The 26,160-nt window shown below is 40.7% G+C and carries 26 protein-coding genes and 3 pseudogenes; 21 read left to right on the top strand and 8 right to left on the bottom strand.

Going from position 1 to position 26,160, the window contains the following annotated elements; translation table 11 throughout:
- Positions 1-246: 246 nt before the first annotated feature.
- On the top strand, positions 247-1,281 hold the full coding sequence (locus tag ACQKPA_RS25615) for a Gfo/Idh/MocA family protein (protein ID WP_427495297.1): 1,035 nt from the start codon (positions 247-249) through the stop codon (positions 1,279-1,281).
- Between the two features lie 610 nt (positions 1,282-1,891).
- Here the strand turns inward: ACQKPA_RS25615 and ACQKPA_RS25610 are convergent.
- Complete coding sequence (locus ACQKPA_RS25610; RefSeq protein ID WP_427495296.1) at positions 1,892-2,638, bottom strand: alpha/beta hydrolase; 747 nt, start codon at positions 2,636-2,638, stop codon at positions 1,892-1,894.
- Positions 2,639-2,795: 157 nt separating this feature from the next.
- Here ACQKPA_RS25610 and ACQKPA_RS25605 point away from each other — a divergent pair, with 157 nt between their 5' ends.
- The gene (locus ACQKPA_RS25605; RefSeq protein ID WP_250273922.1) at positions 2,796-3,107 is read left to right on the top strand and encodes a winged helix-turn-helix transcriptional regulator; all 312 of its coding nucleotides are present in this window, start codon (positions 2,796-2,798) and stop codon (positions 3,105-3,107) included.
- A gap of 433 nt (positions 3,108-3,540) precedes the next feature.
- On the opposite strand, the gene ACQKPA_RS25600 is transcribed toward ACQKPA_RS25605, so the two are convergent.
- On the bottom strand, positions 3,541-4,266 hold the full coding sequence (locus tag ACQKPA_RS25600; protein WP_427495294.1) for a putative immunity/bacteriocin fusion bifunctional protein: 726 nt from the start codon (positions 4,264-4,266) through the stop codon (positions 3,541-3,543).
- A 1,262-nt stretch (positions 4,267-5,528) separates the two neighbouring features.
- Between ACQKPA_RS25600 and ACQKPA_RS25595 the strand changes: the two genes are divergently transcribed.
- The 13 genes and pseudogenes from ACQKPA_RS25595 to ACQKPA_RS25535 all read left to right on the top strand — a co-directional run bounded on the left by ACQKPA_RS25595 (position 5,529) and on the right by ACQKPA_RS25535 (position 14,205).
- The gene (locus ACQKPA_RS25595; protein WP_427495293.1) at positions 5,529-6,770 is read left to right on the top strand and encodes a WXG100 family type VII secretion target; all 1,242 of its coding nucleotides are present in this window, start codon (positions 5,529-5,531) and stop codon (positions 6,768-6,770) included.
- A gap of 14 nt (positions 6,771-6,784) precedes the next feature.
- Positions 6,785-7,069 (top strand): hypothetical protein, encoded by a 285-nt coding sequence (locus ACQKPA_RS25590; RefSeq protein WP_194541065.1) that lies wholly within the window; start codon positions 6,785-6,787, stop codon positions 7,067-7,069.
- 172 nt (positions 7,070-7,241) lie between these two features.
- Positions 7,242-8,086 (top strand): annotated as a pseudogene (locus tag ACQKPA_RS25585) (hypothetical protein).
- Positions 8,087-8,120: 34 nt separating this feature from the next.
- Positions 8,121-8,561, top strand: a complete 441-nt coding sequence (locus ACQKPA_RS25580) for a hypothetical protein (RefSeq protein ID WP_427495292.1) — start codon at positions 8,121-8,123, stop codon at positions 8,559-8,561.
- 193 nt (positions 8,562-8,754) lie between these two features.
- On the top strand, positions 8,755-9,507 hold the full coding sequence (locus tag ACQKPA_RS25575) for a superoxide dismutase family protein (RefSeq protein WP_427495291.1): 753 nt from the start codon (positions 8,755-8,757) through the stop codon (positions 9,505-9,507).
- A 357-nt stretch (positions 9,508-9,864) separates the two neighbouring features.
- The gene (locus ACQKPA_RS25570) at positions 9,865-10,737 is read left to right on the top strand and encodes a WXG100 family type VII secretion target (RefSeq protein WP_427495290.1); all 873 of its coding nucleotides are present in this window, start codon (positions 9,865-9,867) and stop codon (positions 10,735-10,737) included.
- Entirely contained in the window at positions 10,715-11,065 is a 351-nt protein-coding gene (locus tag ACQKPA_RS25565; RefSeq protein WP_427495289.1) for an EndoU domain-containing protein, read from the top strand. Before ACQKPA_RS25570 ends, ACQKPA_RS25565 begins: the two co-directional genes overlap by 23 nt.
- A 26-nt stretch (positions 11,066-11,091) precedes the next feature.
- Positions 11,092-11,508: a hypothetical protein gene (locus ACQKPA_RS25560; RefSeq protein WP_427495288.1), complete on the top strand. Its 417-nt coding sequence runs from the start codon at positions 11,092-11,094 to the stop codon at positions 11,506-11,508.
- Between the two features lie 15 nt (positions 11,509-11,523).
- Complete coding sequence (locus tag ACQKPA_RS25555; RefSeq protein ID WP_427495286.1) at positions 11,524-12,036, top strand: DUF3320 domain-containing protein; 513 nt, start codon at positions 11,524-11,526, stop codon at positions 12,034-12,036.
- Between the two features lie 169 nt (positions 12,037-12,205).
- The gene (locus ACQKPA_RS25550) at positions 12,206-12,376 is read left to right on the top strand and encodes a hypothetical protein (RefSeq protein ID WP_427495285.1); all 171 of its coding nucleotides are present in this window, start codon (positions 12,206-12,208) and stop codon (positions 12,374-12,376) included.
- 256 nt (positions 12,377-12,632) lie between these two features.
- Entirely contained in the window at positions 12,633-13,340 is a 708-nt protein-coding gene (locus tag ACQKPA_RS25545; protein ID WP_427495284.1) for a nuclease-related domain-containing protein, read from the top strand.
- A gap of 181 nt (positions 13,341-13,521) precedes the next feature.
- Positions 13,522-13,746, top strand: coding sequence for a hypothetical protein (locus ACQKPA_RS25540; protein WP_427495283.1), 225 nt, complete (start codon positions 13,522-13,524; stop codon positions 13,744-13,746).
- Between the two features lie 282 nt (positions 13,747-14,028).
- A complete protein-coding gene (locus tag ACQKPA_RS25535) occupies positions 14,029-14,205 on the top strand; it encodes a hypothetical protein (protein ID WP_427495282.1) in 177 nt (58 codons plus the stop codon).
- A 31-nt stretch (positions 14,206-14,236) separates the two neighbouring features.
- Here the strand turns inward: ACQKPA_RS25535 and ACQKPA_RS25530 are convergent, their stop codons facing one another.
- Positions 14,237-14,488, bottom strand: coding sequence for a helix-turn-helix domain-containing protein (locus ACQKPA_RS25530; protein ID WP_007131103.1), 252 nt, complete (start codon positions 14,486-14,488; stop codon positions 14,237-14,239).
- A 165-nt stretch (positions 14,489-14,653) separates the two neighbouring features.
- Here ACQKPA_RS25530 and ACQKPA_RS25525 point away from each other — a divergent pair, with 165 nt between their 5' ends.
- From ACQKPA_RS25525 to ACQKPA_RS25500, 6 genes and pseudogenes are all read left to right on the top strand, one after another.
- Positions 14,654-15,145: a hypothetical protein gene (locus ACQKPA_RS25525; RefSeq protein ID WP_427495281.1), complete on the top strand. Its 492-nt coding sequence runs from the start codon at positions 14,654-14,656 to the stop codon at positions 15,143-15,145.
- A 331-nt stretch (positions 15,146-15,476) separates the two neighbouring features.
- Entirely contained in the window at positions 15,477-16,787 is a 1,311-nt protein-coding gene (locus tag ACQKPA_RS25520) for a WXG100 family type VII secretion target (RefSeq protein ID WP_427495280.1), read from the top strand.
- Between the two features lie 16 nt (positions 16,788-16,803).
- Positions 16,804-17,343, top strand: a complete 540-nt coding sequence (locus tag ACQKPA_RS25515) for a hypothetical protein (RefSeq protein WP_427495279.1) — start codon at positions 16,804-16,806, stop codon at positions 17,341-17,343.
- Positions 17,340-17,555: a hypothetical protein gene (locus ACQKPA_RS25510; protein WP_427495278.1), complete on the top strand. Its 216-nt coding sequence runs from the start codon at positions 17,340-17,342 to the stop codon at positions 17,553-17,555. The genes ACQKPA_RS25515 and ACQKPA_RS25510 overlap by 4 nt, the downstream gene beginning before the upstream one ends.
- A 1,212-nt stretch (positions 17,556-18,767) precedes the next feature.
- Positions 18,768-19,375 (top strand): annotated as a pseudogene (locus tag ACQKPA_RS25505) (recombinase family protein).
- Positions 19,376-19,481: 106 nt separating this feature from the next.
- Positions 19,482-20,024 carry a hypothetical protein gene (locus ACQKPA_RS25500; protein ID WP_427495277.1) on the top strand — a complete coding sequence of 181 codons (543 nt, stop codon included), beginning with the start codon at positions 19,482-19,484 and terminating at the stop codon, positions 20,022-20,024.
- 106 nt (positions 20,025-20,130) lie between these two features.
- Here ACQKPA_RS25500 and ACQKPA_RS25495 read toward each other — a convergent pair.
- The 5 genes and pseudogenes from ACQKPA_RS25495 to ACQKPA_RS25475 form a co-directional block, all read right to left on the bottom strand.
- Positions 20,131-20,673: pseudogene (locus tag ACQKPA_RS25495) on the bottom strand (IS3 family transposase); the annotation flags it as partial.
- A gap of 450 nt (positions 20,674-21,123) precedes the next feature.
- Positions 21,124-21,606, bottom strand: coding sequence for a hypothetical protein (locus tag ACQKPA_RS25490; RefSeq protein ID WP_427495276.1), 483 nt, complete (start codon positions 21,604-21,606; stop codon positions 21,124-21,126).
- Between the two features lie 9 nt (positions 21,607-21,615).
- A complete protein-coding gene (locus ACQKPA_RS25485) occupies positions 21,616-21,786 on the bottom strand; it encodes a hypothetical protein (RefSeq protein ID WP_427495275.1) in 171 nt (56 codons plus the stop codon).
- 1,037 nt (positions 21,787-22,823) lie between these two features.
- Positions 22,824-23,576, bottom strand: coding sequence for a hypothetical protein (locus ACQKPA_RS25480; protein WP_427495274.1), 753 nt, complete (start codon positions 23,574-23,576; stop codon positions 22,824-22,826).
- A 598-nt stretch (positions 23,577-24,174) separates the two neighbouring features.
- A complete protein-coding gene (locus ACQKPA_RS25475) occupies positions 24,175-25,323 on the bottom strand; it encodes a SpoIID/LytB domain-containing protein (protein WP_427495273.1) in 1,149 nt (382 codons plus the stop codon).
- Positions 25,324-26,160: the final 837 nt, after the last annotated feature.

Raw genomic sequence — 26,160 nt, 5'->3', positions numbered from 1 at the left:
ACATCTTACAGACAGATAAAAGCCGTCAAGGAATTCGCTTGACGGCTTTATCCTGTAAGGCGGGATCAATCGGGCTCGGATTGCGGGATCCGCATTCAGGATCTGGAGAAGGAAGATCCACCGGTTTATAACGGAACAGTACCGTTTCTAGGTATATCTAAGTGTACGGGCGGCAACACCTTGATCTATAATAGGGGACGTGGCATTCAATGGAAAAATTCAATCGTGAATGAATAGGAGAACAGGATGAATAAACAAAGAATGGCCGTCATCGGCTTAGGGCATATGGGCCGGCATATGATTCACCGCTTACTGCCCCAATATACGGAGAAGATCGAGTTGGTCGCCATTTGCGACAGTGATGAATCCAGTCTGCATCGGGAAGTCGCAGAAGCCGGGATTCGTCCAAGGCTGTACACCGACTATCGCCAACTGCTGGATGAGGTGACACTTGACCTGGTGTATATCGCGGTTCCGCCGTCTCTGCATTATGATGTGGCCCGGATCGCATTTGAGAAAGGCGTCCAAGTATTCTGCGAGAAGCCGCTGGCCAATAGCTTGACCGAAGCCCGGAGTCTGGTGGAGCTGGCCGAGAAGGCCGATGTGCTCCATGCGGTCCATTTCTCGCTTCCGCTCGACCCGGCCGTTCTGAAGCTGCAGGGATTGCTTGAGGAGCAGGCGATTGGCCGGATCCAAAGCATGGATCTGTACCTGGAGTTTCCGCAGTGGCCGAGGGCCTGGCAGCAGAATCCATGGATCACGTCAAGGCAGCAGGGCGGATACCTGCTGGAGGTCGGCATTCACTGGATCCAGATGATCCAGCAGGTGTTCGGGCCGATTACGCATGTGAAGAGCGAGATCGAGTTTCCGCCGGATTCGAATCAGTCCGAAAGCCGAGTCCAGGCCGTTCTGAGATTACATAATGATACCGAGATTCGCCTGTCGGGAACCGACCAACGGGAAGGGGAGGAGCGCGTCTCCTTGGTGATCCACGGTGAGGAAGGCACCTTGGCATTGGAGAACTGGTGCAACCTGTACCGAAGCGGCAAGAATTCCGATCTGCAGCCTATATCTGTGGATGATGTCGTCAGCCCGCTGCCGATCCTGAAGCAAATCATTCAGATTTTAAATGGAGAGTCCGGTCACATTTATGACTTTCATGACGGGTATAACGCGCAGGTTGTTTTAGAAGCACTGCGTAAGCCGGGTGAGGGATTTAGGGATGTAAGGGCGCAATTGATGGGGGACAGACAAGAGGTGGGATATACTGTAACGTCCTGATGGACGAAGGTTCAGGCAAACATAGGGGCGCCATCACAAACGGCGTCTCTTTGGTGAGGCTGTTCAATGCGGCTGGTGAGTTTGTAGATTTTGCTACCTTGGAGTAGGTCAAGTACGAGGTTTCCGCATACGGTGCATGTGGAGTGTTGCTCACTGTTGGTCAGGAAAGACTAATAGTTGAGGTGTATTGGCGTGTACAGCAACGGAGCGAGAGAAATCCCGCTTCTTTTTTTGACAATAAGTTCTTTAGCTATGTCCATTCTCCTAAAATACTCATCTGATATTGCTTTGCTCCAATCATCATAAACGTGATGGTCGATAAGTAAACCCGAAAAAACTTCACGGATTTCTGGAAGACGAAATACGATAAAAGAATGAAGGTCAGGTTCGACACAAACTTGAGCAGATGTAGCTTTGAAATAAAGTTTGATAAAAAAATATCCCGCAAACCCTCATTCTACTGCATATAAAAAGAATCCATTTTGAATAAAATGATCAAAATGGATTCTTTTCTTTTTGAAAGAACATTCCGTTTTATAAAAAAGTTTGATGAAAACACACTTAGTATTATTTCGGACTTAGTTCGAGATTCTCTAGTTTATCAACTTTCTTAATTAGAAAATTTACTTATAAAATCTATACTATGATTGATTATTTTCTTTTGATCATTATCCAGTGAAGCGGTATGAAAACTATTTTCCAATTTAATTAATGATTTTTCAGATGAACGAATTTGACTGTATATCCAGTCTGAATTACTAGGGGGAACGATGTGGTCCTCGACAGAAGAAAATATCATAACTGGACAAGTTATTTGCGCAACATTATTACGAACTTCTTTTACTAAATTGATAACCTCTTGAAAAGAAGAAACCGGAATTTTTGAATATGCAATTTCCTTTACATTGCTGTTTTTAATATCTGAGTCAATTCCATCTAAATATTCAGAAGGAGAGAATTCCTTGGTTATCTTTTCAAATTCAGGTATATTAATTGCAGGATTAATAAGAAGAATTCCAGAAAGCGACTCCCTTTGTGCGAGAAACAGGGTTAAAGCACCTCCCATTGATTGACCAATAACAAACTGTATTTTTGTGTGTTGTTGTAACCAGTTCAAACCTTCTAAAACGGATGCTTTCCAATCCTCTTTTGTAGTGGCAGCTAATTTTTCAGGGGTTTCCCCATGTCCTTTCAGTTTTACAAGATTAACAGTATAGCCTTCATCAGCAAAAGCATTTGCTAAAGGGCGCATGCTTTGTGGAGTTACTGTAAAACCATGTACAACAAGAATTCCTATTTCGTTCCCGATTTTTTGAAAAGGATCTACTTCTCCTTTAATTTTGTTGTTATTATCCAAAACAATCACTCCTTTATATAAGCTGTACTTTGAGTATAATAAGAGGTTTTTAATTATGGAAGAAGGCACATTTCTGTTAGATAGAATAAAATCTGTTAGAATAATAAGCAAAAGGAGGCTTTTAATTTTGGATACTCGAACCACAGAGAAATGCTCTATGGAAATCACCTTAGATGTCATCGGAGGAAAATGGAAAGGGTTCATTTTATACTATCTGTTAGAAAATAAGAGGCGTTATAATGAACTTCGGAGGTTGATACCGGATATTTCACAACGGATGTTGACTCTTCAATTAAATCAACTGGAAAAAGATGGAATAGTTCATCGAGAGATTTATCCGGAAATACCCCCTCGTGTTGAGTACTCCCTTACTGAATGTGGTGAAACACTCCGACCGATTATCGTCCAAATGAGCGAATGGGGGAAAAGATATGAAAATACGTTCACGGTATACGGAAGACAACCTTGACTCGACACATGTGGAGTGTGTGGCGATGTTGGTGAAAAAGTAACTGTAGGCAGACAGCAATTTAAGTTACTTAAAGCCTAAAAAGTTTTGCCCCTGAGCCGAGTGAAATTCAGGTATTCATTCCTGTTTTCCCTCGGCTTTTTTCTTTGTTAGAAAGGAGTGGAAATCCAAGCGCTTTCCTTCGATTTTTCTCTAATCAACTTTGTCCTTAGAACAAACTTAAATAACCAGTCTCCGGTTCATTTCCGACGACTGGCTGCTTAGACATGAAAGGTGATTTGATCCACATATATAATAATAAATTATTTATACACAAAAACCGCAAGAAGGTCACTTTATTCAAAGTGGCCTTCTTGTTGGTTACAATTTAAGTTCAGAGTGTAAGGATTTTTTTAGTTTATATATATTAGTAATCAGAATTGACCAAAAATCTTTAAAAGCATGCTACTGCAAAAGCAGCGCCACAAACAATATCACAAGTTACACCTGCCACTGGATTAACAAGTCCCCAAACCGTACAGTATACTCCACATGCAACTAAGCCTGTCATGCTACATGCGAATTTTTGTCCGAACAGAGACCAATCTTTTTCAAAAGGAACTATAATTCCTTCTTCAGCAGTAGCCTTTGGGTGATTATCAATAACTAAAATTTCGAATACTTCTTGATTGTTGTCTATTAGTGCCATACCTAATTCTACAACATTATTTTTTTCTAAATCAATCCATGACGACTGCGTAATTAAATTGTTAGATGAATCTTTAAAAACTGTGTATTTAGAGACAACTTCAGAGTATAAAACGCCATTCATTTCAACGTTCTGAAATTTAATATAAACATCACTGGATGGAATTTGCTCATAATTACTAAATGAATAATCATTAAGTGATTGTTGGTAGTTACTGAGATGAGTATCGATTATAGAATTGACACTTTCTTTGTCGTCTTTAGATACATTGTCAATTATCTCAACACCGTCAGCTTCTAATATGGCTCTAGCCTCATCAGGTGTTATGCCTTCTTTATTATTGGAACAACCGCAAGATTGAGATGAATTTTCATAAGCGTTTGCTTTTACAGGTGTAAAAACGGAGAAGATAACAAATGCAATAAAAGTAATTAAAACAAAGAAATTCATTTTTCTTAATGATCTTGACATAGTATCATCCTTCCATAATTAGTAGTTGATTATTATGACGAGAAAGCTATGTAGGTTGTGGATACATTAATCTTTCCTTGGTATTAGATTTGAAAAGTATCTCGTAACCTCCTATAATATGGATTTAAAGAGAAAAATTGTATAACCATATCTTATTATAATATACATATATAAGTAATCAATGGTATATTATGATTTATAAAGAATAAACCATTCACTTTGTATAAATAAATGTAGTGAGGTGTTCAAATTGAGAAAGATTGATAGTATTTTACACGTCTGTATTACTGGGGTTGTGCTATGTGGAGGGTTATTTTTATTTAGGTATATAATTAATAAAGAATTCAGTTTGTTAGAACTAGTTTTGGCTTGTATCTTCTTTTTTAGCATGATATTTATTATCTTTTGGAAAGCTAAAAAGAATTAAATATGTCATCGATAACTTCTCGACAGTCAGGAGATATATTTATTATTAAATAAACTCGACTCAAAGGCACCGTTACTTCTAATAAAAACGGATAGAAGTATGAAGGGTTATGAGTCGTCACTTCAATGGTGCATGCTTTTCTTAATGAACAAGAGTTTTCTTCATTTACGTGCTCGAGCATAATTTGATCCTTATAAAGGATGGATACATTCCTGATAGTTCATCAAGTTGAGATGATACATAGTGTTCATGCAACATCACGCTCGGCCTGTAGAGGATGACGTAACCCTCTTGGTTCCTTTGCTGACCTGGCCTTTTCCCAAGGGGCTTGATGGAATGAAAAGCAAAGGCAACAATCGTACTCGTTCGTATTATCGTCATCATCGATGGAGAGTGATCCAGCGTAAGAGCAGGCTTGCTAAACAGCTTGGTTGGCATGCAAAGTTTACAGGTGAGTTTGCTAAGGGGAAGATTCATTGCTCTTGTTATTACTGCAGAATGAAATCGAGAGAAATCGGATTACCTAAGTATGATCTTGTAAAGCTTTCCCGTATGAATGAGTTTAATAGTTTGGAGTAGGGTTTTAGGTTTAGTGTAAGGAAAGGCCGTAGATGGTAATGTCTACGGCCTTTTGTTTTGCTCAACTATGTTTTTGTGGCGAATCTGCTTATCATTAATTTCTAAGGTCGAAGAGATAAATAGCTTTCTCTAGCTAACATTACCTTAAAAAGCTAATAATGACCTAGGTAATAGTTTTATGGTTAAATAGGAGTAACTACATAATATTGGGAATAAGTGATAATGAAATTTAATTAAACGATTGATGAGGGGAACTATGACCACAATTAAAGTTACTCCAGACCATCTTCAAGAGGTATCTAAGCGATTTTTTAATGCCAAATTAGTAATTGAAAACATGAATGCTCACTTGATATCGCAAATGTCATTTATGGTAGCGAATTGGGAAGGAACTACAAAACAACGCTTTTATCATGATTTTCAAACAGCTAAAAGGAACATGGAAAATTTCGTGCTGTTAACGGGTTCTATTTCACAGCGACTAAATGAGCATGCCGAAAAGTTTAGATTAGCAGATGAGTCTCAAAACGGCTCCATGGATTCAAGGTGTTTGCCACCTCCTCCAAACTCTTGTGCAGCTCCCGCTCCAGACACGCGAAATGCTCTTGAGAAGTCCGGAGACAGCTTAAAACAACTAGGTAGCGATATCAAGTCCGGCTTTGATGATCGTTACGAAAAGAAGTTTAATTCATTTTGGGCATTTCTAGACTTTGCCTCTGCAGGTATCCCCAAGGGGGCATACCAAGCTTATGTAGAGAGAGCAAATAATATGTTTGACTCTCCGAACGATTTTTTAAATGGTATGACTTTTGGTGTACATGGTACCATCAGAGAAGCCATATTTCCCACAAATGCTTGGTCGACTGAACATATGGCCAACATCATTGGAACAGCCGGTCTAGTAAGTGGGGGAATAACTACTAAGGCAATTATAAAACCTAAGACTGTAGTAGAGGGTTCAGTTAAATTCGAAGGAGCCAGTGAGTTAAGACAAATCTCTTCGGATGGGTTGAGAAATGAACTCCCGTTAACTGACATTCAACAAAAAGAACTCATAGATTACACCAAAACTCTAGGCTTTCCGGAAGAAAATATCTTTATTAGCAAGCCTGGATTTTATGATGAGTGGAACACAGGAATGATGTATGATCGGTTTATCATAAATACAGATGTGCTACCAGCGGAACATACGGGAATAGGTACCCTCAGTGCGAATTCCCGAGTAACAGGCAGAGCTACAGTGGCACATGAGATTGTCGGTCACTATGAGGCTTACCAAGCGGGAAGAGCATTTGAACTATACGGGCTTGATGCAGACACATTTAAAGTGAATTTCGCTCTTGACGAAGCTCAAGCTAGTATTAGAGCAGCTAGGTTTGCGCCTGAATTGACATCAACGGAAAGAATAACTTTGCTGAGGGATGCAGTTACTAGATTGCACCATGGAGGTTTGAAATGGCGAGACGTAAAAGATAAATTATACATTGATGAAAGGTAAAGGAGTGTATATAGATGGATAAAATTATGACGGTTAGTCTCGCATTTGATCATAAAGAAGAGGGAACAATCTTAGTAGGGATTAATCCTGAACTTGATTCTTTATCATATCCCGAGATTGAATCGATGATAGGGGATCGGATTATCTTAAAACATGATGATCATGAAACTATACATGAAGTTCGATCGATACAGATTTCAAATTCGATGGCTAATAAAAAAAACATAGGTATTTCTGTCGGTAAGAATATAACAGCAAAGGATATTCAAGTAGGTTCTGTTGTATATTCACATAAGTGAGTGATCTATGGTCCAACAACCGATGATAAGAAAATAAGAATGGGACTTCATGAATGGGAGCTGCGATCGCATAACGGTCGTAGCCTTTTTGTATAGAGAAAAGGATATTCGTTGGCTCCCACAGAATAACATGAAGCTGCAATCATTTTTTGAGATTTGAAGGGGATTTGAAATGAAGACGAAATTGATCATGGTTGAGGGCCTGCCGGGATTCGGCAAGTCGACGACGTCCCGTATGATTCATACTATTCTTACCGAACGAAACATCGAGGCCCCGGCTGGTGATGGAGGGGATACTGACCATCCGGCGGATTATGAGGGAACCGCGTGTTTGACGGAAGAGGAATTCGGGCAGTTGCTGGGAGTCGCGAGCCCTTTTAAAGAAATATGGATCGAACGAGCCGTCAAAAAGGCTGCCGGAATCTCTTGCCCTACCAGAAGCTGAAGAACTAATACGGCGCTTCTTTCCCGGATTCTATATCATTCGTTGGCTAAGAAGGATATTTACGAGCTCCCGTTGGATCTAAACCGAAGGCTCATCACCGACCGGGGGAGGCATTTGCGGAGCAGGCGCTGCATGAGCCTACCGTCACGATTTTTGAGTGCTGTTTCATTCAGAATCCGGTGACCGTCGGCATGGTGAAGCATGATGCCCCGGACGATCACGTGGCGGACTACGTGTTGGGGCTGGAAAAAGCGGTCCTTCCGCTAAACCCTCTCCTGTTCTACATTGAGCAGAACGAACTGGAATACGCATTCCGCAAGGCCATTCGGGAACGCCTGGAGGATTGGTCCACAGGGTTCGTTCATTACTACACTGGACAGGGCTACGGCAAACATCACGGTCTGGAAGGCTTCGAAGGGACTCTGCAAGTATTGGAGGCTCGGTGCGAGTTGGAGCACAGGATCTTGGACAAGCTCGGGCTGAACAAGGAGTTAATCAATAACTCTCTTTATGACCAAGAGACGTACAGAACCATGCTAATGGACAAGCTGAAGCAGCATGGGATCATCTAATAATATTATTTTTATAGATAAGAAAGGACAGTTAATGAAGCGATTACTAACAATCATGCTGCTCTATATGACGGCTCTATTGGTAGGTTGCGCTAAGGAATCCGGTTGGGAGACGATGCAGCTACTTGACGAAAAGGTTGCTGAAATCCGGATTTCAACGTTCGAGACATGGGACGAGATGAATGGAGATACACTGCTGTCTTTCAAGGATGCGAAGGCTGTAAGCGTATTTGAAGAAGCGATCCGTACCGCTCGCAAGCAGCCGAATGATGCCAAACGAACGGACCCGGATTACGATGTGATGGTCGTCTATGCCCAGCAATCTCCGATTCATGCCATCAAGCTGTGGTTGGGGGAAGAGGGTCAGGAAAGTGTGTTCAGCTACGGGTTCAAAGATTGGGGAGAAGATGTATATGTGGTTTCGGCCAAACACACGGATCGGATGAGAGAACTCATTTTGCCAGAGGGGCGTTAGAGCCGTTATCCGCAGCAATCCTCATCTGTTTCAGCAGCTTCATATCGAATGCTAGTATTCAGTTGTATCACTTGTACATGTCTTTGGAATCAATGACCAACGCCGAAAGCCCCAATCCCATAAAATGGCGGTTAAAACGTATAAAATCAGGGTATTGGGAGATGAAGGTATACCATCATCAGGAGGCGATGAAGTGAAGAAGAAGACATACAAGTTGAAACATATGGCAGGAGCATTTCTTGCTGGAGCCATGCTGTTTTCAGGATTTTCGCTGGCGGCTGCGAATCCCGAAGGAGCCTTGGATGCGATTAAACACACGACGTCTAAAATAAGCTACTACGTCAACGGCAAGGACCAATCTACACCTGCCGGTCAATTCATGAACCAAGGGACGGCGGCTCCGGATTCCATCATTCATAACGGCACGACCTATGTGCCTGTTCGGATGGTTTCTGATCTGGTTGGCCAGCCCGTGTATTGGGAGCAGGCTTCCAGGACGATCTCTTTGGGGCTTCCTGTAGTCAAGCTGTACAATGCGGCGGGTGAGACTGTTGGTTCCGCTACGTTGGAGCAGATCAATGACGGGGTGAAGGTCAAGATTACCGCATCCGGCCTCACACCAGGCAAGCATGGATTCCATGTGCATGAGAATGCGATCCAAGATGGGGATTTTAAATCTGCTGGTGGACATTTTAATCCGACCGACAAGCATCATGGCCTTGAGCATCCGCAAGGAAGCCATGTCGGCGACATGCCGAACCTGGTCGTAGGCGCAGACGGTAACGCGGAAGCGGAGATGATCATTCAGCATGGAACGCTTGAAAAGAACCAGCCGAACTCGGTGCTGGGGCGCTCGCTGATCATTCATGCCGGCGAAGATGATGGCATAACCGATCCAGCGGGTAATTCCGGCGACCGTGTGGCTGGCGGGAATATTCCGGAGTAATCTGGCAAATTGCAGCACCTGCGGTTTGCAACATATGAAATTCAGTGAAAAACGCATCTCCACAGGGAGGTGCGTTTTTTTGATGGCTGCGCAACGGAAAGTGATAGAAGGAATTGGTGGAGTAGTTTATGTAAGGTGTAATTGTAGATTTGTTCAATGTGGGAGTAGATAATCATGACGCTTTTTTGCCAGATTGATTGCTTACATAATTACGCACGTTCTTTTCTTGTTAATCAATAAAATTAACTAAACTTCAATCGTAACAATGACAATGATGAATAAATTCAGGACCTTGGAATGTTTTCCAGATATTTGTATTTGGGTATAATCTGTTTAGCAAATAATGGAGTGATATAAATGCCCAAAATCCAGGTTCCACCCGCGTTATTGATTCAAGTCGCTGAGAAGTTCCGTTTACAGTCCCTGCAAATGGAATGGATGATAAGTTCACTTGACCAGCAAATGAATACCATGCTGATGTGGGAGGGGACGACGCGGCAGCGTTTTTTTGAAGACTTTCATAGAGCCCGCAGCGAAATGACCCTGACGATTGAATATATGAACTCAATTAGTGATGAATTAAAACGCATTGCTTATAGATTTATATTAGTAGATGAAGAGCTAATGCCTCTTGCTCTGGTAGGCAGTAAAGAGGAGCCCAAGAATTGGCTTGAGAAGGCCTGGGGCAGCTTGAAGGAATTAGGAAGCGGAATAATGGATGCTTCTAATGAGAGATATGATAAACGGTATTCTTCGGTGTGGGGCTTTTTGGATTACTGGACGGCTGGTATACCCAAAGGTGCTTACCAAGGTTATGTGGAAAGAGCTGATAAGCTATTTGATTCCCCGAATGACTTCGCCAATGGCATGACCTTTGGAGACGGAACTATTAGAGAAGCTATTTTTCCTACAAAGGCTTGGTCTACAGAACATGTTGCTAGTATCATAGGAGCTGCAGGAATTGCTACGGGTGCAACAGTACCTCTTATGAAACCGAAAGATTTATTGAGTCCAAGGGTCAAGTATGAGGTTAGGAGAGGTAATGATGGATTGAAGCATGGTGGAGATGGAGGGGGAACGCCGAAGGCTGAGGGGCCAGGTGAAGTTGGTAAAGTTATAGCAACAAACAGTACTGTTATTAGTCCAGAAATGAAAGATAAGATATTGGAGGGACAACGCAAAAACCCAAATAAGAATGACTTAATTGGTGGGCATTCTCCTAATCACTAACCGTAATCCAAATTATGCAGTTGAAGAGATCTCTATTAACCCTGATGGTACGAGAAAAGTAAGGTTTACCACACAATTCCTAGATGGAAATCTTTCTAAAATTAAAACAAGTACACTCTTTCCAGAGTCTTGGACTGAAGAACAAATTCTAAATAGCATAACTAATGTTGGTAATGCACCAGCTATTTCAACCAGGTTAAGGGATGGGGCAACTTGGCATAGAGCTATTGTTAATGGTGTTGAAATTGATGTAATTAAAGCTGGTGAAAATGTGACCAGTGGTTATCCAACAGGAACAGTAAATGCATCTCGCCCAGCAGGTTTTTAATTCAACATTTAGTGGAGGCAATGTATATGTACAAAGAACTAGATAACCTATTATCTGCGGATACAACAGTAGATTCTTGGTACGATGATGGCTGTGTCATTGCAAACGAGATCCTTGCAGAATTTAGTCCAAGTGATTGGGATGCATTATATAATCAAGTACTAAGTAAACCAATAGAATGGCAAAGAAAATTAGCATATTGTTTAGATAATGAGTGCAATATGTATGAACTTAACATTTTAATAGCATTGCTGAGCACTAATGATGTTGAGTTGTTCGAGATATGCATTGACACACTAAGAAGTTTTACAAATCAAGATAGTAAGAAAATGATATTAGATAATCCCATAATAATACAACGTGTTAATAACATTTTATCGCAAACTTCTAGCTTACCAGTGAAAAATATGCTTCAAGATTTTCTTTCAAAAATACATTCGTAATTTGCGCTCTATACCTTGATTGAATCCACTTCTCCAGAATCGACGGAGATCATTTTGGGACAGATCCGAAAAGTCATTCAAGAAGAGGGACCTATCAGCCGGAGTTTACTTACAAAACGTATTTTACAGGCATGGGGAATTACCAGACTTGGGGCACGATTGGATCAGAGGTTTACAGAGTTGTTGATGAAGATACAACCTGAACATACGGAAGTGAACGGAATGACTTTCTTCTGGCCAGAGGGAATAAAACCATACGAGTATGGCATTTACAGGGTAGCCACAGATGACGCTCAGCGGCGAATGGCCGAGGATTTACCGCCGGAAGAAGTAGCGGTTGCCGTGAAATCCATTTTGTCTTCTCAAATTAGTCTTCCTTATGATGAGCTAACGAAACAAGTGGTTAAGGCGCTCGGATACGCTAGATCCGGCAGTGCTCTGGAGAAGTCGATTAAATCGGGGATTCAACGAGCTATTGAGCTTGGCTTCGCTTATGAAGATGAAAATCAGCGGGTGGTTGTGAAGTAATTAAACCAGCTATTCTCTATGTTACACAAGGCCAATCAAAGGCTGCTCAATGAGCAGTCTTTTTTTTTATGCCGATTTTTGGGTTCCGAACTTACGTTTGCTGGCATTCCCATGTCACCACTATTCTTTAAACTATGGATAAATGAGGAATTAGTGATGGAGGAATCCCATGAAACCAAGAAACCGTGCAATGAATTTGGAGATTAAACAAGTCATTGAGAAGTTAGGTTTAACGAGTGATAAAATAACAGAGTTTTATGATGAAATGAAGGAGAAGTATAGGGAAGAGGAGCAAAAATCTGATGAAAGCTGCGATCCCGATATACAAAAAGAGGATTAAACCAATAAAGATTAGGTTGTCATTCGGATTAGAAGTAGATCATTAGCAATAGTGTTGAAGTTAGAGAACAATCTGCAATGGTTCCATAGAAGGGTTTCACCGATTTCTGGCGAATGGATGTATATGTTGACGAGGATCGTCGATTGATGTTGTGAAAACGATAAAGAGGAGTTGGATATTTTAAAGAATCGTCCAGGCTAGTGCGAATCGCTTGAAGGCATTTAATCCCCACATCATATAAGAACGGAGTTCCAATATGCTAAAGAAATTAATGTCGATATTCAAATCAGATACTCCGGATAAGAAGGCTACCCAACCCAGTAAAAATAAAACATCCAGCAGCAAACCTAAGCCTAAGGTTCAGCCAACCCGAATCGGAGAGCTGGGAGAGCATAAGATTAACATTCAGCTAGATCAGCTCCCTAAAGGGTGTAAATATGTAAGTGATTTAATGGTGGCTAATTCGAAATCCCGTACAGGATATTCGCAGATCGATCACGTGGTCATTACCCATCAAGGAATATTTGTAATCGAGACCAAGAACTACAACGGGGAGATAAAGGGTACTAGAGACAATAAGTCATGGTCGGTAAGCAACCGATTTAAAATGTACAACCCGTTTATGCAGAATTACGGCCATATACAAGCGATTAAAAGCTTACTACCCGACTACCAAGAAAGCCGATATATATCACTCGTTTCATTCACGATGCGTTGCCGATTTAGCGTTGACCCTGAATTGAGAAAAATCCAGTCGGATGAGTTGATCGTGTACGATGTAGAACTGTCCGAATATATCCAGCGCAAAATGAACCGGATTCAGGCCGAAAAGTCGGAAGCCGTTCTAACAGATTTAGATATTCAGAAGATCTATCAAACTTTGAAAGAAGCGAACATCACTGATCCGAAGATTCGGGCTGAGCATGTGGAGATGGCGGGGAGTATGGGGAAGGCTAAGAAATAGTTAATAAACTAATTGTCGCTGGACCACTTATGGAAGTGGGGAGCGGCAATCTCTTATGGTTGGCGAACTAAAACTTCGCATGTAAATTGAGAAACCAATTCACGATCGAGCGTCTGACAAAGCATTTTCAGTTAGATGAGGAGTAATAGACTAAATATCTATAAAAGGAAGTTCTAAAACGATGAACATAAACAACCAACTTGATGAACTATTTGGGCAATGGAGAATGCACGATGCGTGCACCGAGGGAATTTTCATTCCGGATGGGTATGTGGACGAGGAAGCATGGTCAGGAGCAACGCTTAAATTGATGGTACTGCTGAAAGAGGTTAATTCTTCGGACGCCGGGTGGGACCTGCAGCAGTTCGTAAGAGAGAAGGGGTATCTAAAAGAAAGCAGCACCTGACCAGTACTCCTGCGTTGGACATATGGAATCCTGAATGGATTCCCAGAATATAGCGAAGTTGAGCAGCGTTATCTAGACGTCAAGGAAGAAGCGGATGAGTTTCTTCGGAAAGTCTATTTTGCAAATGTAAAGAAGATTGCAGGTGGCGCCAAGGCTAATCATACAGATGTCGAGCGCCATATACAGGAGACGGGCGAGCTTCTTCTACAACAAATCAGGGTCGTCAATCCCGACCTGGTCCTATGCTGCGGCGATGTTATATTCCAAGGTGTCCATGAACTAATGAAAAGATCTGGCCCCCATATATTTGAGCTTAAGCAGACTTCCGGCGGCCTGGAGTACATCATGTGGGCCGATATCCAAACGGTCTTTATTCGTTATCATCACCCTAACGCTTACTATCCAAGAGCGATGTCTTATACATTTTTGATGAAGGAGATTCAGAAAATACTTTCCTAATCTTTAGTTGAAAAAGTCCGAGGGGGCCCTCCTAGGTATCTAGTTTCATCTCCCTCTCATAATCCTCAATTAGAGCCGAAGGCTTAACATGAAGCGCCCTTGCTAATGCGGTAATCGTTAGCAGAGAGGGCGCTTTTTCGCCGTTCTCCAGCTCACTGATATAGGACCGGTCTACACGGGAATAGAGGCTTAGCTCGTCTTGGGTAAGCTTCTTCTCTTTCCGAAGGTTTCGTAGAGCTCTGCCGAAGGCAAGCAATTCTATGGATTTCTCACTATTAGCCACGTTGGATAACCCCTTATTTGATGGTTAAACTAATCTTATGTGGTTCTATAAGGGAATTTCTGTAGGCTATTGCCTACAAAATAATCGGAATGATATAATACAGATAATGGAAACGATAATTTGGATTACTAGATTATATTCTTCGTAAATGGGAGTGGAGGGAATATGAAATCAATGGTAACCAGTAATTCCAATTTAAATGCACATCTCTCATCCTCCCAACATAAGAAAGAAGCAGGCCGCTTTTACCAGGATATGAGTGTTCTTCATGCCAGCTGCTCACAAGAATACATGAAATTATCCATGCATTTCTTGGATAGAAATCTGCTTTGCGTCAGTTTATTATTATGCAACAGGGCGTTAAAATCCATGTTAAATGCCCTATATATAAAGGAGGAGGGAAGACAGCCTACGTCAGACATTTTACTAGAAGATATGCTACGGATGTTCCCCGAAGGCTCCGGGATGAATGCCGAGTCGTTGATATTTATACAAGCTTTATCCTTTTTGTCACAGGAGAGCTCTTTAATCAGAAAAATGAAGCCTACACATCTAATGAACCTGATCAAGAGAACGGATGAGCTCCTTCTCCAAATATCCAGCCTGCTAGAATTGCCTTACCAATCATACCACTCCGTTTTAAAATATAAGACCTAAAGGCAAGGACAATAATTCTTTTCTAAACATTTTCAGTGCAAGCATGAGCGAGAATAATGAAGGATAAATTAAACCATCTATTCGCCCCCTTTTTTACGGTATGTCATGTTCCGTGACTCCCTTCATCCTACAACTCCTATAATAATGGTCATATTACTGAAAACCTCGCTCGTAATAAAGTCCCGTATCTAACTGAGAAAAAGATCCTAGTTTTAAGTGAGATAGCAAGGCCTTGAGAGCCTTTTCCATATAATTCAAGTGGAGTAAAATATTTAAGTTAACTATGATCGGAGATCGGGTTCATTCCCGAAAGCAAGATGGAGAGGTTGTTATGAGTAGAATTTTGGTCACACCGGAGATGTTGCTGCATGTTGCAGCGCAATGCTCCAGGGCGCATGAACAGCTGGAAGCAATGATACACATGCTGAATCAGAACATCCATATACTGGAGTCTGCCTGGGAAGGCACGACGAGATCCCGTTTTTACGCGGATTTTCAGCAGGCGCATCGGGAGATGACGCAGACCACGGAGCATATCCATCGGACAAGCCTGGAGCTGAGAGGGATTGCCCAACGATTTAAGTCAGCAGATGAGCGGGGACAACCGATCCAAGTTGCTGGGCATGTGCTGGGAGCATTCCCTATGATGAGGGGACCCGCAGGCTATAGTGCCGTAGAGGATGCCGGGAGAAAAGCGGAGGAAGCCTGGAATTCGGTGCAGCAGGAAGCCGGGAAGGCATGGGACACCGTGAAGCAAGAAGCAGGGGAACTATGGGAGGGCGTAAAGAGCGGGGCCGCCCAGTTAGGGAACTCGTTAAAGGATACGGCGATATCCTTGTACGAAGATCCGCTTGGAACCGGGAAAGAGATGCTCTATAATGCAACCATCGGGACGGTCGAGGAGATTTGGGACACGGGGATATGGGCCGGCCGAATGGTTTTTAGTAACGAATATCGTGAAAAAATCGTGGCAGACACAATGAAAGAAGTCGATTCAGCAGGCGGCTGGTCCAATTACTTGGGTCAACAGTCGGCTATGATCCTTGGAGGCGCTATTCTCAACCGTGCTGGAATTAGAGGCAGAGGCCCGCTGAATAATAAGCATAATGATCTTGGTGGCGGTAGTGGAAGCGGTAGCGGTGGTGGTAGTGGTAGCGGTACTGGTAGTGGTAGTGGTGGCGGTAATGGCAGCGGTAGCGGTGGCGGTGATGATGACGGTAAGAAGTCGGGGGATGAGGGTTCGGGTGATGGTGTAGCAACATATAGACGAGTTCAAGGCGGAGAGGGTACTAAATCAAGTCAACCACGTATACAAGTAAATGAAGACGGCACAATAACAATACCTGAAAAGGACACTGATCTAAATATAAGTATAGATAATGGCGAGCATTCAACTTATTTTAATAATGTACGAAGAGGCGGAAATGCTGATATTGTAGAATTTGACGTTCCAACGTGGTTTGACGATTTCTTGAAAGAAAACACAATACCTCAACGTGACTACCAAACCAATCCATTAAACCAAGGTGGAACAGCCCCCAAACTAGTAGACCCAACTAAACCAGGTAATTCATTTGAAGTTCCAGCACCTTGGGTTGAGTGGATAGAAGAGTATGCTAAAAATGCAAGAATAAAAAAATAAAAAAGGAATTGGGTATATGTTATTAGAACCTAAATCGTTAGAAAATATTATCGTAGGGTTATTAATCGATAATTGCTTCAAATGGTATGTTTCTCCGAAAGATTTATGGTTTCTGGATAGGAAAAAGCTAGCAGATACGTATATTAAGAAGTTTAAAGAAATTGGACTAAAAAATATTGGGGACAATATAGAAGAAGTTGATGAGAGGAAAGGTATAGAAGTTTTAGATGAATATTCATTTATAGAATTTCTTAGAAGAATAAATAAGTATTCTACTTCAACCGATGAACTTAGAGAGTTACTTAAATTAAATCTTCTCACTAAATCAAAAGAGGATACATTTTATAATTTTTTACCTTCATTATATGTAAATGTCGATAAAAAAGAACTATACTCTTTGTATCCAGAACCAGCCTCCTATGAAGATTTTGTGCCCAAAAATTGGAGCGGGATATATGAGGATTTTTTGTCCAAGATAGATTGGGAAGAAAAATACTGGTACGATGAAAATGGACTTGATTTATTAAATTTTGAGAATAATGGAGGGAAGATATGAGTGATAATAAAATAACCATACTGTCTGAAAAGTTCGAGAACGAAAAAACTGGTGAACAAGTCGAAGGAATAACGATTATGATAGATGGCAAATTAAAAAATATGTTAGACATAATCATTGAAAAAGAGGGCGGATACAGTAACTATACAGAAGTAATTAAAGATATAGTATTTTCTGGCATAAATCAATTTGTTGAAAAGCACAAGAGATAGAACCCCGCTTAGGCCCTGCGACCTCTTATTGTGAAACCTTGATAGGCTTCGTGCCTTTCAAGGTTTTTTCATTGGTGGGGGTGGGTGACGAACGATGTCATCATTCAACCAATAACAGATACAAACCCATGTAATTGTATAAAAGTTTTGCAATTTTATTTGTACGCGCACATCAAATGCTTTTAGTTGTATAACCTGAATATCGCTATTCCTTTACCTCAAACAGGTTGATCATGGTCTATACCACCATAATTGACCTGTTTCTGTTATGGTAGTTATTTCAAATTTCTTAAAATCAATCGCAACTGTCATGTATTGAGGATATTGCCACAGTAGCCCGAAATACAGGATTGACAGAAGAACAGGTCTTGAAGATGAAGAAGCATCTGTGCTTAGATACGCACAAGCTGTCAGTAGGTGGTAAACCATACGAGGATTTATATCTACAATCTGACCCAGAGATTGCGTATGCTTGGCAGAAGGCTCAGAAGGGCGAACTGACACAGAAGGAGAAAGATTGGTTTAGGAATTTAGCAAATCATGAGATCAAGCTATGAGAGATCGTTCTACAGCAATAAAAGTAAATTTTATTGTATCATGTCATCATCCAGCACCGACATTTCAATGTTTTTCTAATGATCAACCCATTCACGTATAAGCTCCCTGTGCTCGGGCAACATTAATGCTGTCCATTTTTTGTGTCCGCGGATCATTGGTCATTCCCTATGCCCCCCGATCTTATGTGGCCGGGACTTAGAAGTGCCGGCATCTGATCGGATTCGCGTACGAATGTTTATAACTTAGGGTTCCTCGGAATAATCATTCTGTTCACAGGGATGGTTGTTACGGAGATAAAAATAAGATACAGTAACTGTATCTCTCAAGAAAAGAAAAAAACATCTTTCTACGCGAAAGGTGTTTTTTTACTTTATATTCATAACAAAGGGGAGATGGATTGGTTGCGGAAAGAACCAGCCAGAAGGCTGGCTCTTGTTAAAGGCGTTTTTCATTTTTGCCTTCGACTTCCCACCAAAAAACAAGTCCAATTCGGAACGGTGTCTGCTTTGAGCGATTGCCAGGGTGTATCGAATAGCATGCTTTTTGAGGCAGAGAAATAACAATCTTTTTTACGTATCAAAATGCCTTAGAATTGATTTTGAAACGTCTCGTTAACATAAGGGACTTTTTGATACGGTTAGGGGAGTGGCACAGTTGAAGTTAGCTTATGGAAGGGTAAGTGCGAAGGACCAAAATCCAGAACGACAGCTTGTTAAGTTTAGGGATCTTGGTGTCGAGGATCGTATATTCGTTGATAAGCAGAGCGGCAAGGACTTTGAACGGCAGCGTTATCAGGCTATGCGAATGATGATCCGGGAGGGAGACTTGGTTTATATGGATGCGTTGGATCGATTGGTGCGCGATTACGACGGAAAAATAACAGAATGGAAATACATCACTCGTGAAATAAATGTTGATATTGTTTGCTTGGATAAATAAGCCTTGTTTGATAGTAGAAAATTCAAGACGATGGGGGACATCGGGAAGCTTTTGGAGGATCAGTTTTTAAATATGTGGCTTACGTCGCCGAGCAGGAACGGAAGAAAAACCGAAAGAGGCAAGCAGAAGGGATTGAAGTTGCACGGGCTGCCGGAGTAACATTCAGTAGACCACGGAAAAAAGTGGACGAAACGTTTATCCCAGAGTACGAAGAATGGAAGGTAGGAAGAATAACAGCAACGATGGCCATGAAAAATTCCCGACTAACTAAGCCAACATTTTACCGGCGTGTGAGGGGATATAAGGCAGGAATGAATAAGTAAACCTTGATTTAACGCCTTGGAACCAGTAATACTTAATATGGAAGAATAACGCTTATACATTACCGATAAACCACGCATTGGCATTTAAAGGAGGTTTACACATATAGTGAATGTATTCAAAAGCATAAAAAGAAGATATTCTTCGATCAGACAAAAAAATATCTTCGCAATAATGTTCTTTTATTTTATATTAGAGCCATTATTTGTAGGGATGTTTTTCTGTTTCATGATTGGCGTATTAACGCGAGGGAATGGTATGGTCATATTGATTTCACCTTTTATATTAATTCCATTGTCCTGTGTACTGTGGGTGTTACTTGATAATAGAGATATTGATTTTTTAAAAAGAGCTAAGGTAGCACTTGAATGGAACCAAGCAATTGCAAGTAGTGTTTCTTTGTTCGTTGCGATTTATATTATAGTAGTTCCAGAATCAGATTTAGGATTTCTAAGATATTTGTTTTCACCAGCATCAGGTGACGACGGAATTACTTCTCGAGATGCAGCAAACCTTGTTTTTCTAACACTTTCATTTCCATTCGTGATTAGTTTCACTTTTGCGAAGGCCACTATAGAACATATTCTGTTCAGAAAAGAAAAAAGCCAGAGTTATACTGATGAAATCAATAAATCTAAGTCAGTCAGTTAGTTGGGCTATAAAATACTTCATGTACAAGCGCGGCGCATACGAAAACCACCGGAATATTAAACCTATTCTGAAGTGACCCTAAAAAGTTAGGCAGTTATTTATTATATTAAGCGACACTCTGGGAAAGAGTTCGATACTGGACCGGGCTCATTCCCTTTAGTTTAGCCTTGAACGCTTTTGATTGTAGTACTCAATATAAATAAAAAGCTCTTGTTTAAACTGCTCAATACTATCGAATTCTTTTAAATATAGGAATTCAGATTTCATTGTGCCAAAGAAACTTTCTATGACGGCGTTATCGTAGCAATTCCCTTTGCGCGACATACTTTGCTGGATACCACGTTGTTTAAGAGCATGGCGATAGGGTTTTCATTTGATAGTGCCCGCCTTGATCAGAATGAATGAGAGGGCTATCTTCAGCTGCTAATCGTTCAAATGCTTGATCCAACATGTTGGAAACTAAAGTGTATACAGGCCTTGAATCAATCGTATACGTAATAATTTCGCCGTTAAACAGATCGAGCATGGGAGAAAAATATACTTTTTCTCCACAACATTTAATTTCCGTTATATCCGTGACCCACTTCTCATTGAGGCGGATGAAAAAATACCGTTCATATAAAGGTATGGTTGGTAAGATAGCACCTAATATTTAGAGCGTGACTTTCATGCGAAGAACTAGAGGATATTTTTAATTGGTTGAAAAAGGGGGGTAAATATGGCTTAACTGCGAGACTTGACTTTCAACGGTCTGGATTATCTGATTACTTGCCTCGAAAAAATAATCAGGATGCGCAATATGATTCATTGTATTCGAAAGAAAGAGGCCAGATCACGGGCAGTACTCGAAGAAGAGTCTCAACCAATTGGTTTTTTCACCTCAAAATAATTTGACACCTCTCCGAGAATTGATATCATTGCTAGCACACCTCCATGATAAAACGATTAGCGCAGTTCTGTTTGAATCTTTGGATGGCAGCACTGTTGATAGTCGTATGATGAATGCATTACATCAGTTCGGTTACACGCGTTTAGAATTAATGGAATTAACTCCTTACGACTTTATGGTCTTGCGTAATTTGGTGCGTCGTACTTCTTGTTATTTCACGAATGAGTCCGGCAGCTTCAGGGAAACGACAGCATCGTCAGTCTCCTGCAACCCTGAATCACTTAGAAATTGCTCGCGAAGCTCTTTTTTATTCTTACCTAAAGCATACTTAACACTAATATCAACGACATTGTCATGCGAACGAAATGCGGGGAATTGGTCCAACGAAAAAACAACCGCATCCGCTTTATACGTCTTCGAATCATCAGCCCCGCAAGGAGATTTGGAATCATCCGGGCATATGTTTACGTTAATGGGAAGGCGCCGCGGATTGTGCTTGGCGATTTCCCCATTGATGGAGCCGTCGATGTACTGGATGCTGATTTCCTGATCCTCCCTCGTATTCTCGACCGCAGACACGACATACAGCCGATCCGGAACGGCTTGATTATTCTGATTGACGGCATCTTTCACCAAGAAAACGTATTGGTAGCGGATGCTGATATTTTCTTCGATCTCCGAGATTTCTGTCAAAGGTTCTGTCTACACTGTAGCGGCGGATTTGATCCCTTCCAAATCATAGATTACGTTTAAAATCGATTCAGGGTCCGTGTTCTGCGGGACGGTTTGTTTGACGGACGTGCTGCAGCCGGCAAAAAGGGCAGCGAAGGCCATGAAGATGGCTATGACATATCTGTTCTTTTTGTGAATCATGCCTTTCCCAATCCTCCTTACAACTGCATGTATGTATGATCATTTCTAATAAATGAAGCTATCAAAAATAAGTTAATGGAATCCATGGCATAATGCAAGCTAGGACGATACGTAGGGGCGGGTGAAGGTGAGGACGGATCAAAGATCCTTAATGGCCTGCGGGATAAGCTACCTTTAACCAAAAGCCAAATCCGGAACTTACAGATCAATCACAGATTTCTGGCATGGACCGTCCGATTGGTATTATTGAACATGAAAAAAAGGACACCAAGTCCTAAGCAGACCTCGTGCCCTCGAAGGGTTGAATCAACTGAACTTTTGCCTTTCGTTCGACGTTTTCCTGTCGCGTATCTCATCCTCAAGCAGGTTCACTTCAACGTCCTCACATCCACCTTATTGGATATAACATCAACTTCATTCGGAATAATCCCTTTCTCAAACATATAATCGGCTACCTCTTGCCAACGTTGGCGGACGGGGGCATCAATCGGGTCAAACGGGAATAAAGAGCCTTCCAGCTGCTGACGGGCGACGGGTCCGGAGACGCATTGGATGTCCTGAATTAATTGGACGGGTGATCGACGTCGTCGGATAGAAGCGCGGACTCTTATTTCAAGCCTTCGAACACATGCACGAGCTCAGGATGCTCCTCAGGAAGCCATTTCGCACAATATACACCGTATCATTGTCGGATTCGATGCGCCTGCGGAAATGACAAGCTCTGCACCGAAGTCGACGAGCGCCACCGCGGTGAACGAACCCCATGTGGCCCAAGCGTCGACTTGCCCGCTTTCAAAGGCAGGTCCTGCTTCCGTTGGTGGAAGATAGACAATCTCGACTTCGCTTGCATCGAGTCCGACCGTTCCCCGGTAGAATACTGGGAAACGGTCGCAGCTTAAATCATGTCTTTTTTGTACTGTCGACTTGACAGGGTTATGACCATTTAAAATGGCGTCCTTTTTATTAACTTATGGTGCTTTCGTTTCGGCTGTTGATTAGAATACACCATGCGTATAATTAACAGATACTTCTTACTCTTAGCCAACTGGAATATAATTCTTTAGAGTGTGCATCTTTTGTATAGTCAAGACAAGGACTTTCAAAGGGCCTGTGGCCGTAATATAAAATGGTAATGCAATTATTGAATTAATCGCACTCCGAGGTTGTATTCCACCATTATTCAAAGGATTATTATTACCTCCAAGCCTTCTTTCTTCCCTGATTATGGCTTCATACTCAGCAGCTGAATCAAAAGTATATCCGAGTGTCTCAAGTTTGTCGAAATTATAAACAAACTCATTTCCTAAAATGTATTCCACTCCATTTAATTTACCAACAGCAAATGTTTGATACCTAACTCCATTGTAGAAAAACTCATTTTCGTTTTGAACATTATAATCTAACCCGATATAAAAATATTTAATATCTTGATATAACCCTCTATCGATATCACTAAAATAGGGTTGAATTTCATTTATGTCCTTTTCGGATATTTCTTTAATTTCTGATATTTCAATAGAATCGACCGAAAGAATACCTGTACGGTTTTTTTGTTGTTCTTCACCTGGGAAATCTGTTAACCGGTTATCAGGAGAATATAAATTAACGTAACTATCCCAATCCTTATTATTAATCGAGTTAACATATTTTTTTATTACTTCTGGTACGGGACTTTTTACAAATTGATCTGAATTTGAGGCATGAATTTCAGAATTGGCGCCTATGATGCCAGCAAAAGTAAAAAGAAAAGTTGCTAAAGCCATTACATGTAGTTTCTTGAATTGAAACAAGACCAACACTCCTTTTTAATTTGAATGTTTGGGAAGATTGAATATATTATGCTCCTTTCCTATAATTTCGAATACATTAAATAACAACCAAAATAAGTAGAAAGTTATGTGTCTGTAAAAAAAAATTCTCTCTGTATTACAGTGCCATAGTCAGTAAAACCATGAAACAGGGTTCTAACAAACTGCCTGTAGAGCAGTTTAGTGTAATCCACCTGTCGACTTTTTAAATGAGTTTGTTGATTTTGAAAACCAAAAGGATGATCAGAAGTTGTATATCATATGTGTTTCGCCAGATTTCTATAACAATCCGTCATATAATAAAAAGGACGCCATTTAATATGGCGCCCTCAGGCTGTTGAGAAACCCCCTGTTTTTTGCAGGGGGTTAAAATTTGCCTTAATAGTCTCAAAACTAGGGGTCTCAGATCGTTTTAAATCGATTTTTGGTTTAAAAGATGAGCCTCCCCATATAAAAAATAAAGTGTCGAAAAGTCCTCTGGACTTTCTCGACACTCTGAGGACGCCATTTAATATGGCGCCCTTTTCTTAATTTTATTTTGCTGTTCATCATTCCAGCTGTTGATCAGAATCTCTTAAATTTAACGAACCTGAATATATCCACTACTTTTGTCCGAAAAATTATAATAATAACCTAAAATAGCCTTGTAGTTCCAAAGTGGGTAATTAGTTGCTAGATATTGAGTGCCATGTTGAGAGAGAACACCACCGCTTTCCGTCCCGGGCTGGCCTTCTGTTCCGGCTCTATATTGTGTATCAAAAACAACTCCATCTGAATTTCTCATAAATATTCCACTAACGCTATCTACTGCCGCATTTGTGTTTACGTGCCTTTTCCCTGGAACGTAGTGTTGGTAATTTTCCCATTTATCTGTTAGATGCGCGCCAAAATCTGTTGCAGGACGTCTTGGGTATGTAACATTGTACCAAGCGTATGATTTTATAGCTACTGCTCCTGCTTTTAAGGCCTCAGATTTCATAGAGGCATACCATTCATTAGGGAGTACGTCTTTTGCGTAATCATCAAATCCAAGGGTTTTCAAAGTTTTTGTAGATGTAATATAAAGTGTTAATCCATTTGTTGGGTTAGTCGAACTTTGAGGCTGTATTCCACCACTATTCAAAGGATTATCATTACCTCCAAGCCTTCTTTCTTCCCTAATTATGGCTTCATACTCAGCAGCTGAATCAAAAGTATATCCGAGTGTCTCAAGTTTGTCGAATTCATAAACAAACTCATTTCCTAAAATGTATTCCACTCCATTTAATTTACCAACAGCAAATGATTGATACCTAACTCCATTGTAGAAAAACTCATTTTCGTTTTGAACATTATAATCTAACCCGATATAAAAATATTTAATATCTTGATATAACCCTCTATCGATATCACTAAAATAGGGTTGAATTTCATTTATGTCCTTTTCGGATATTTCTTTAATTTCTGATATTTCAATAGAATCGACCGAAAGAATACCTGTACGGTTTTTTTGTTGTTCTTCACCTGGGAAATCTGTTAACCGGTTATCAGGAGAATATAAATTAACGTAACTATCCCAATCCTTATTGTTAATCGAGTTAACATATTTTTTTATTACTTCTGGTACGGGACTTTTTACAAATTGATCTGAATTTGAGGCATGAATTTCAGAATTGGCGCCTATGATGCCAGCAAAAGTAAAAAGAAAAGTTGCTAAAGCCATTACATGTAGTTTCTTGAATTGAAACAAGACCAACACTCCTTTTTTAGTTGTATATTATTGGATTAAATGAATATACTATGCTCCTTTCTTAAAATTTCCAATTATACTTAATAACAACCAAAAGTGACAGGAAGTTACGTGTTTTGATAAAAAATTTTAGGATGCTAGAGATCCTTTTGCAGATAGTGGGAAGGAAGATCAAACGTTCTATTAACGAAGGGCTATTCTAGTTATCTATTCGTATCACAGAGACGGGTTATCATTATTTTCTCGGGAGTTCTCAATTTTTATGTGAGGGAGAAATATCTTTACTAGTCAGAATATATTCTTTTATGGCTTGTTTTGTATTCCAAAATAAGAATGAAAGAAACACGACACCTTTAAGAGTTAGAGTGATACTATTACTAATGCACATACTGGATGGAGTTGAGATTAGAGTATATTTGTTCCAATAAAATGATAAGGAGTGGTAATTTTGAAGTGTGGAAACAAAATATTTGTTGTCTCATGCTTTTTTTTGTCTGTTTTATTAAATTCTATAGATAAGTCAGACAATAAACAGGAATTAATAGCACAAGTTTTTGTCCCGAGTTGAGACAAGAACTTACATTGCTAGTTGAATTAGAAAAGGACATGTATTCATAGCCGGGTAAGATATATGCCTAATGTTATTCGACCTCATTAAGCTAACAGGCAGGATAGTTTAAGATCATGCGCGGTGAACCGTACCACAAATAACGGCGAATGGTTGATATGGTTACGGTCCAATAGACTGAATGGGGAAATATTTTGTAGATTCGTTTGCATCTCGAGAGAGGTGCTTTTTTTCGTTTTAAGATTCCTTACGATCCCTTCACCAATTAC

This window comes from Paenibacillus sp. NPDC093718, assembly GCF_050279985.1.
In the GTDB taxonomy this organism is placed as follows: Bacteria; Bacillota; Bacilli; order Paenibacillales; family Paenibacillaceae; genus Paenibacillus_AQ.
The sequence above is the reverse complement of the archived record's forward strand: the minus strand, read 5'-3'. Positions and strand labels throughout refer to the sequence as shown.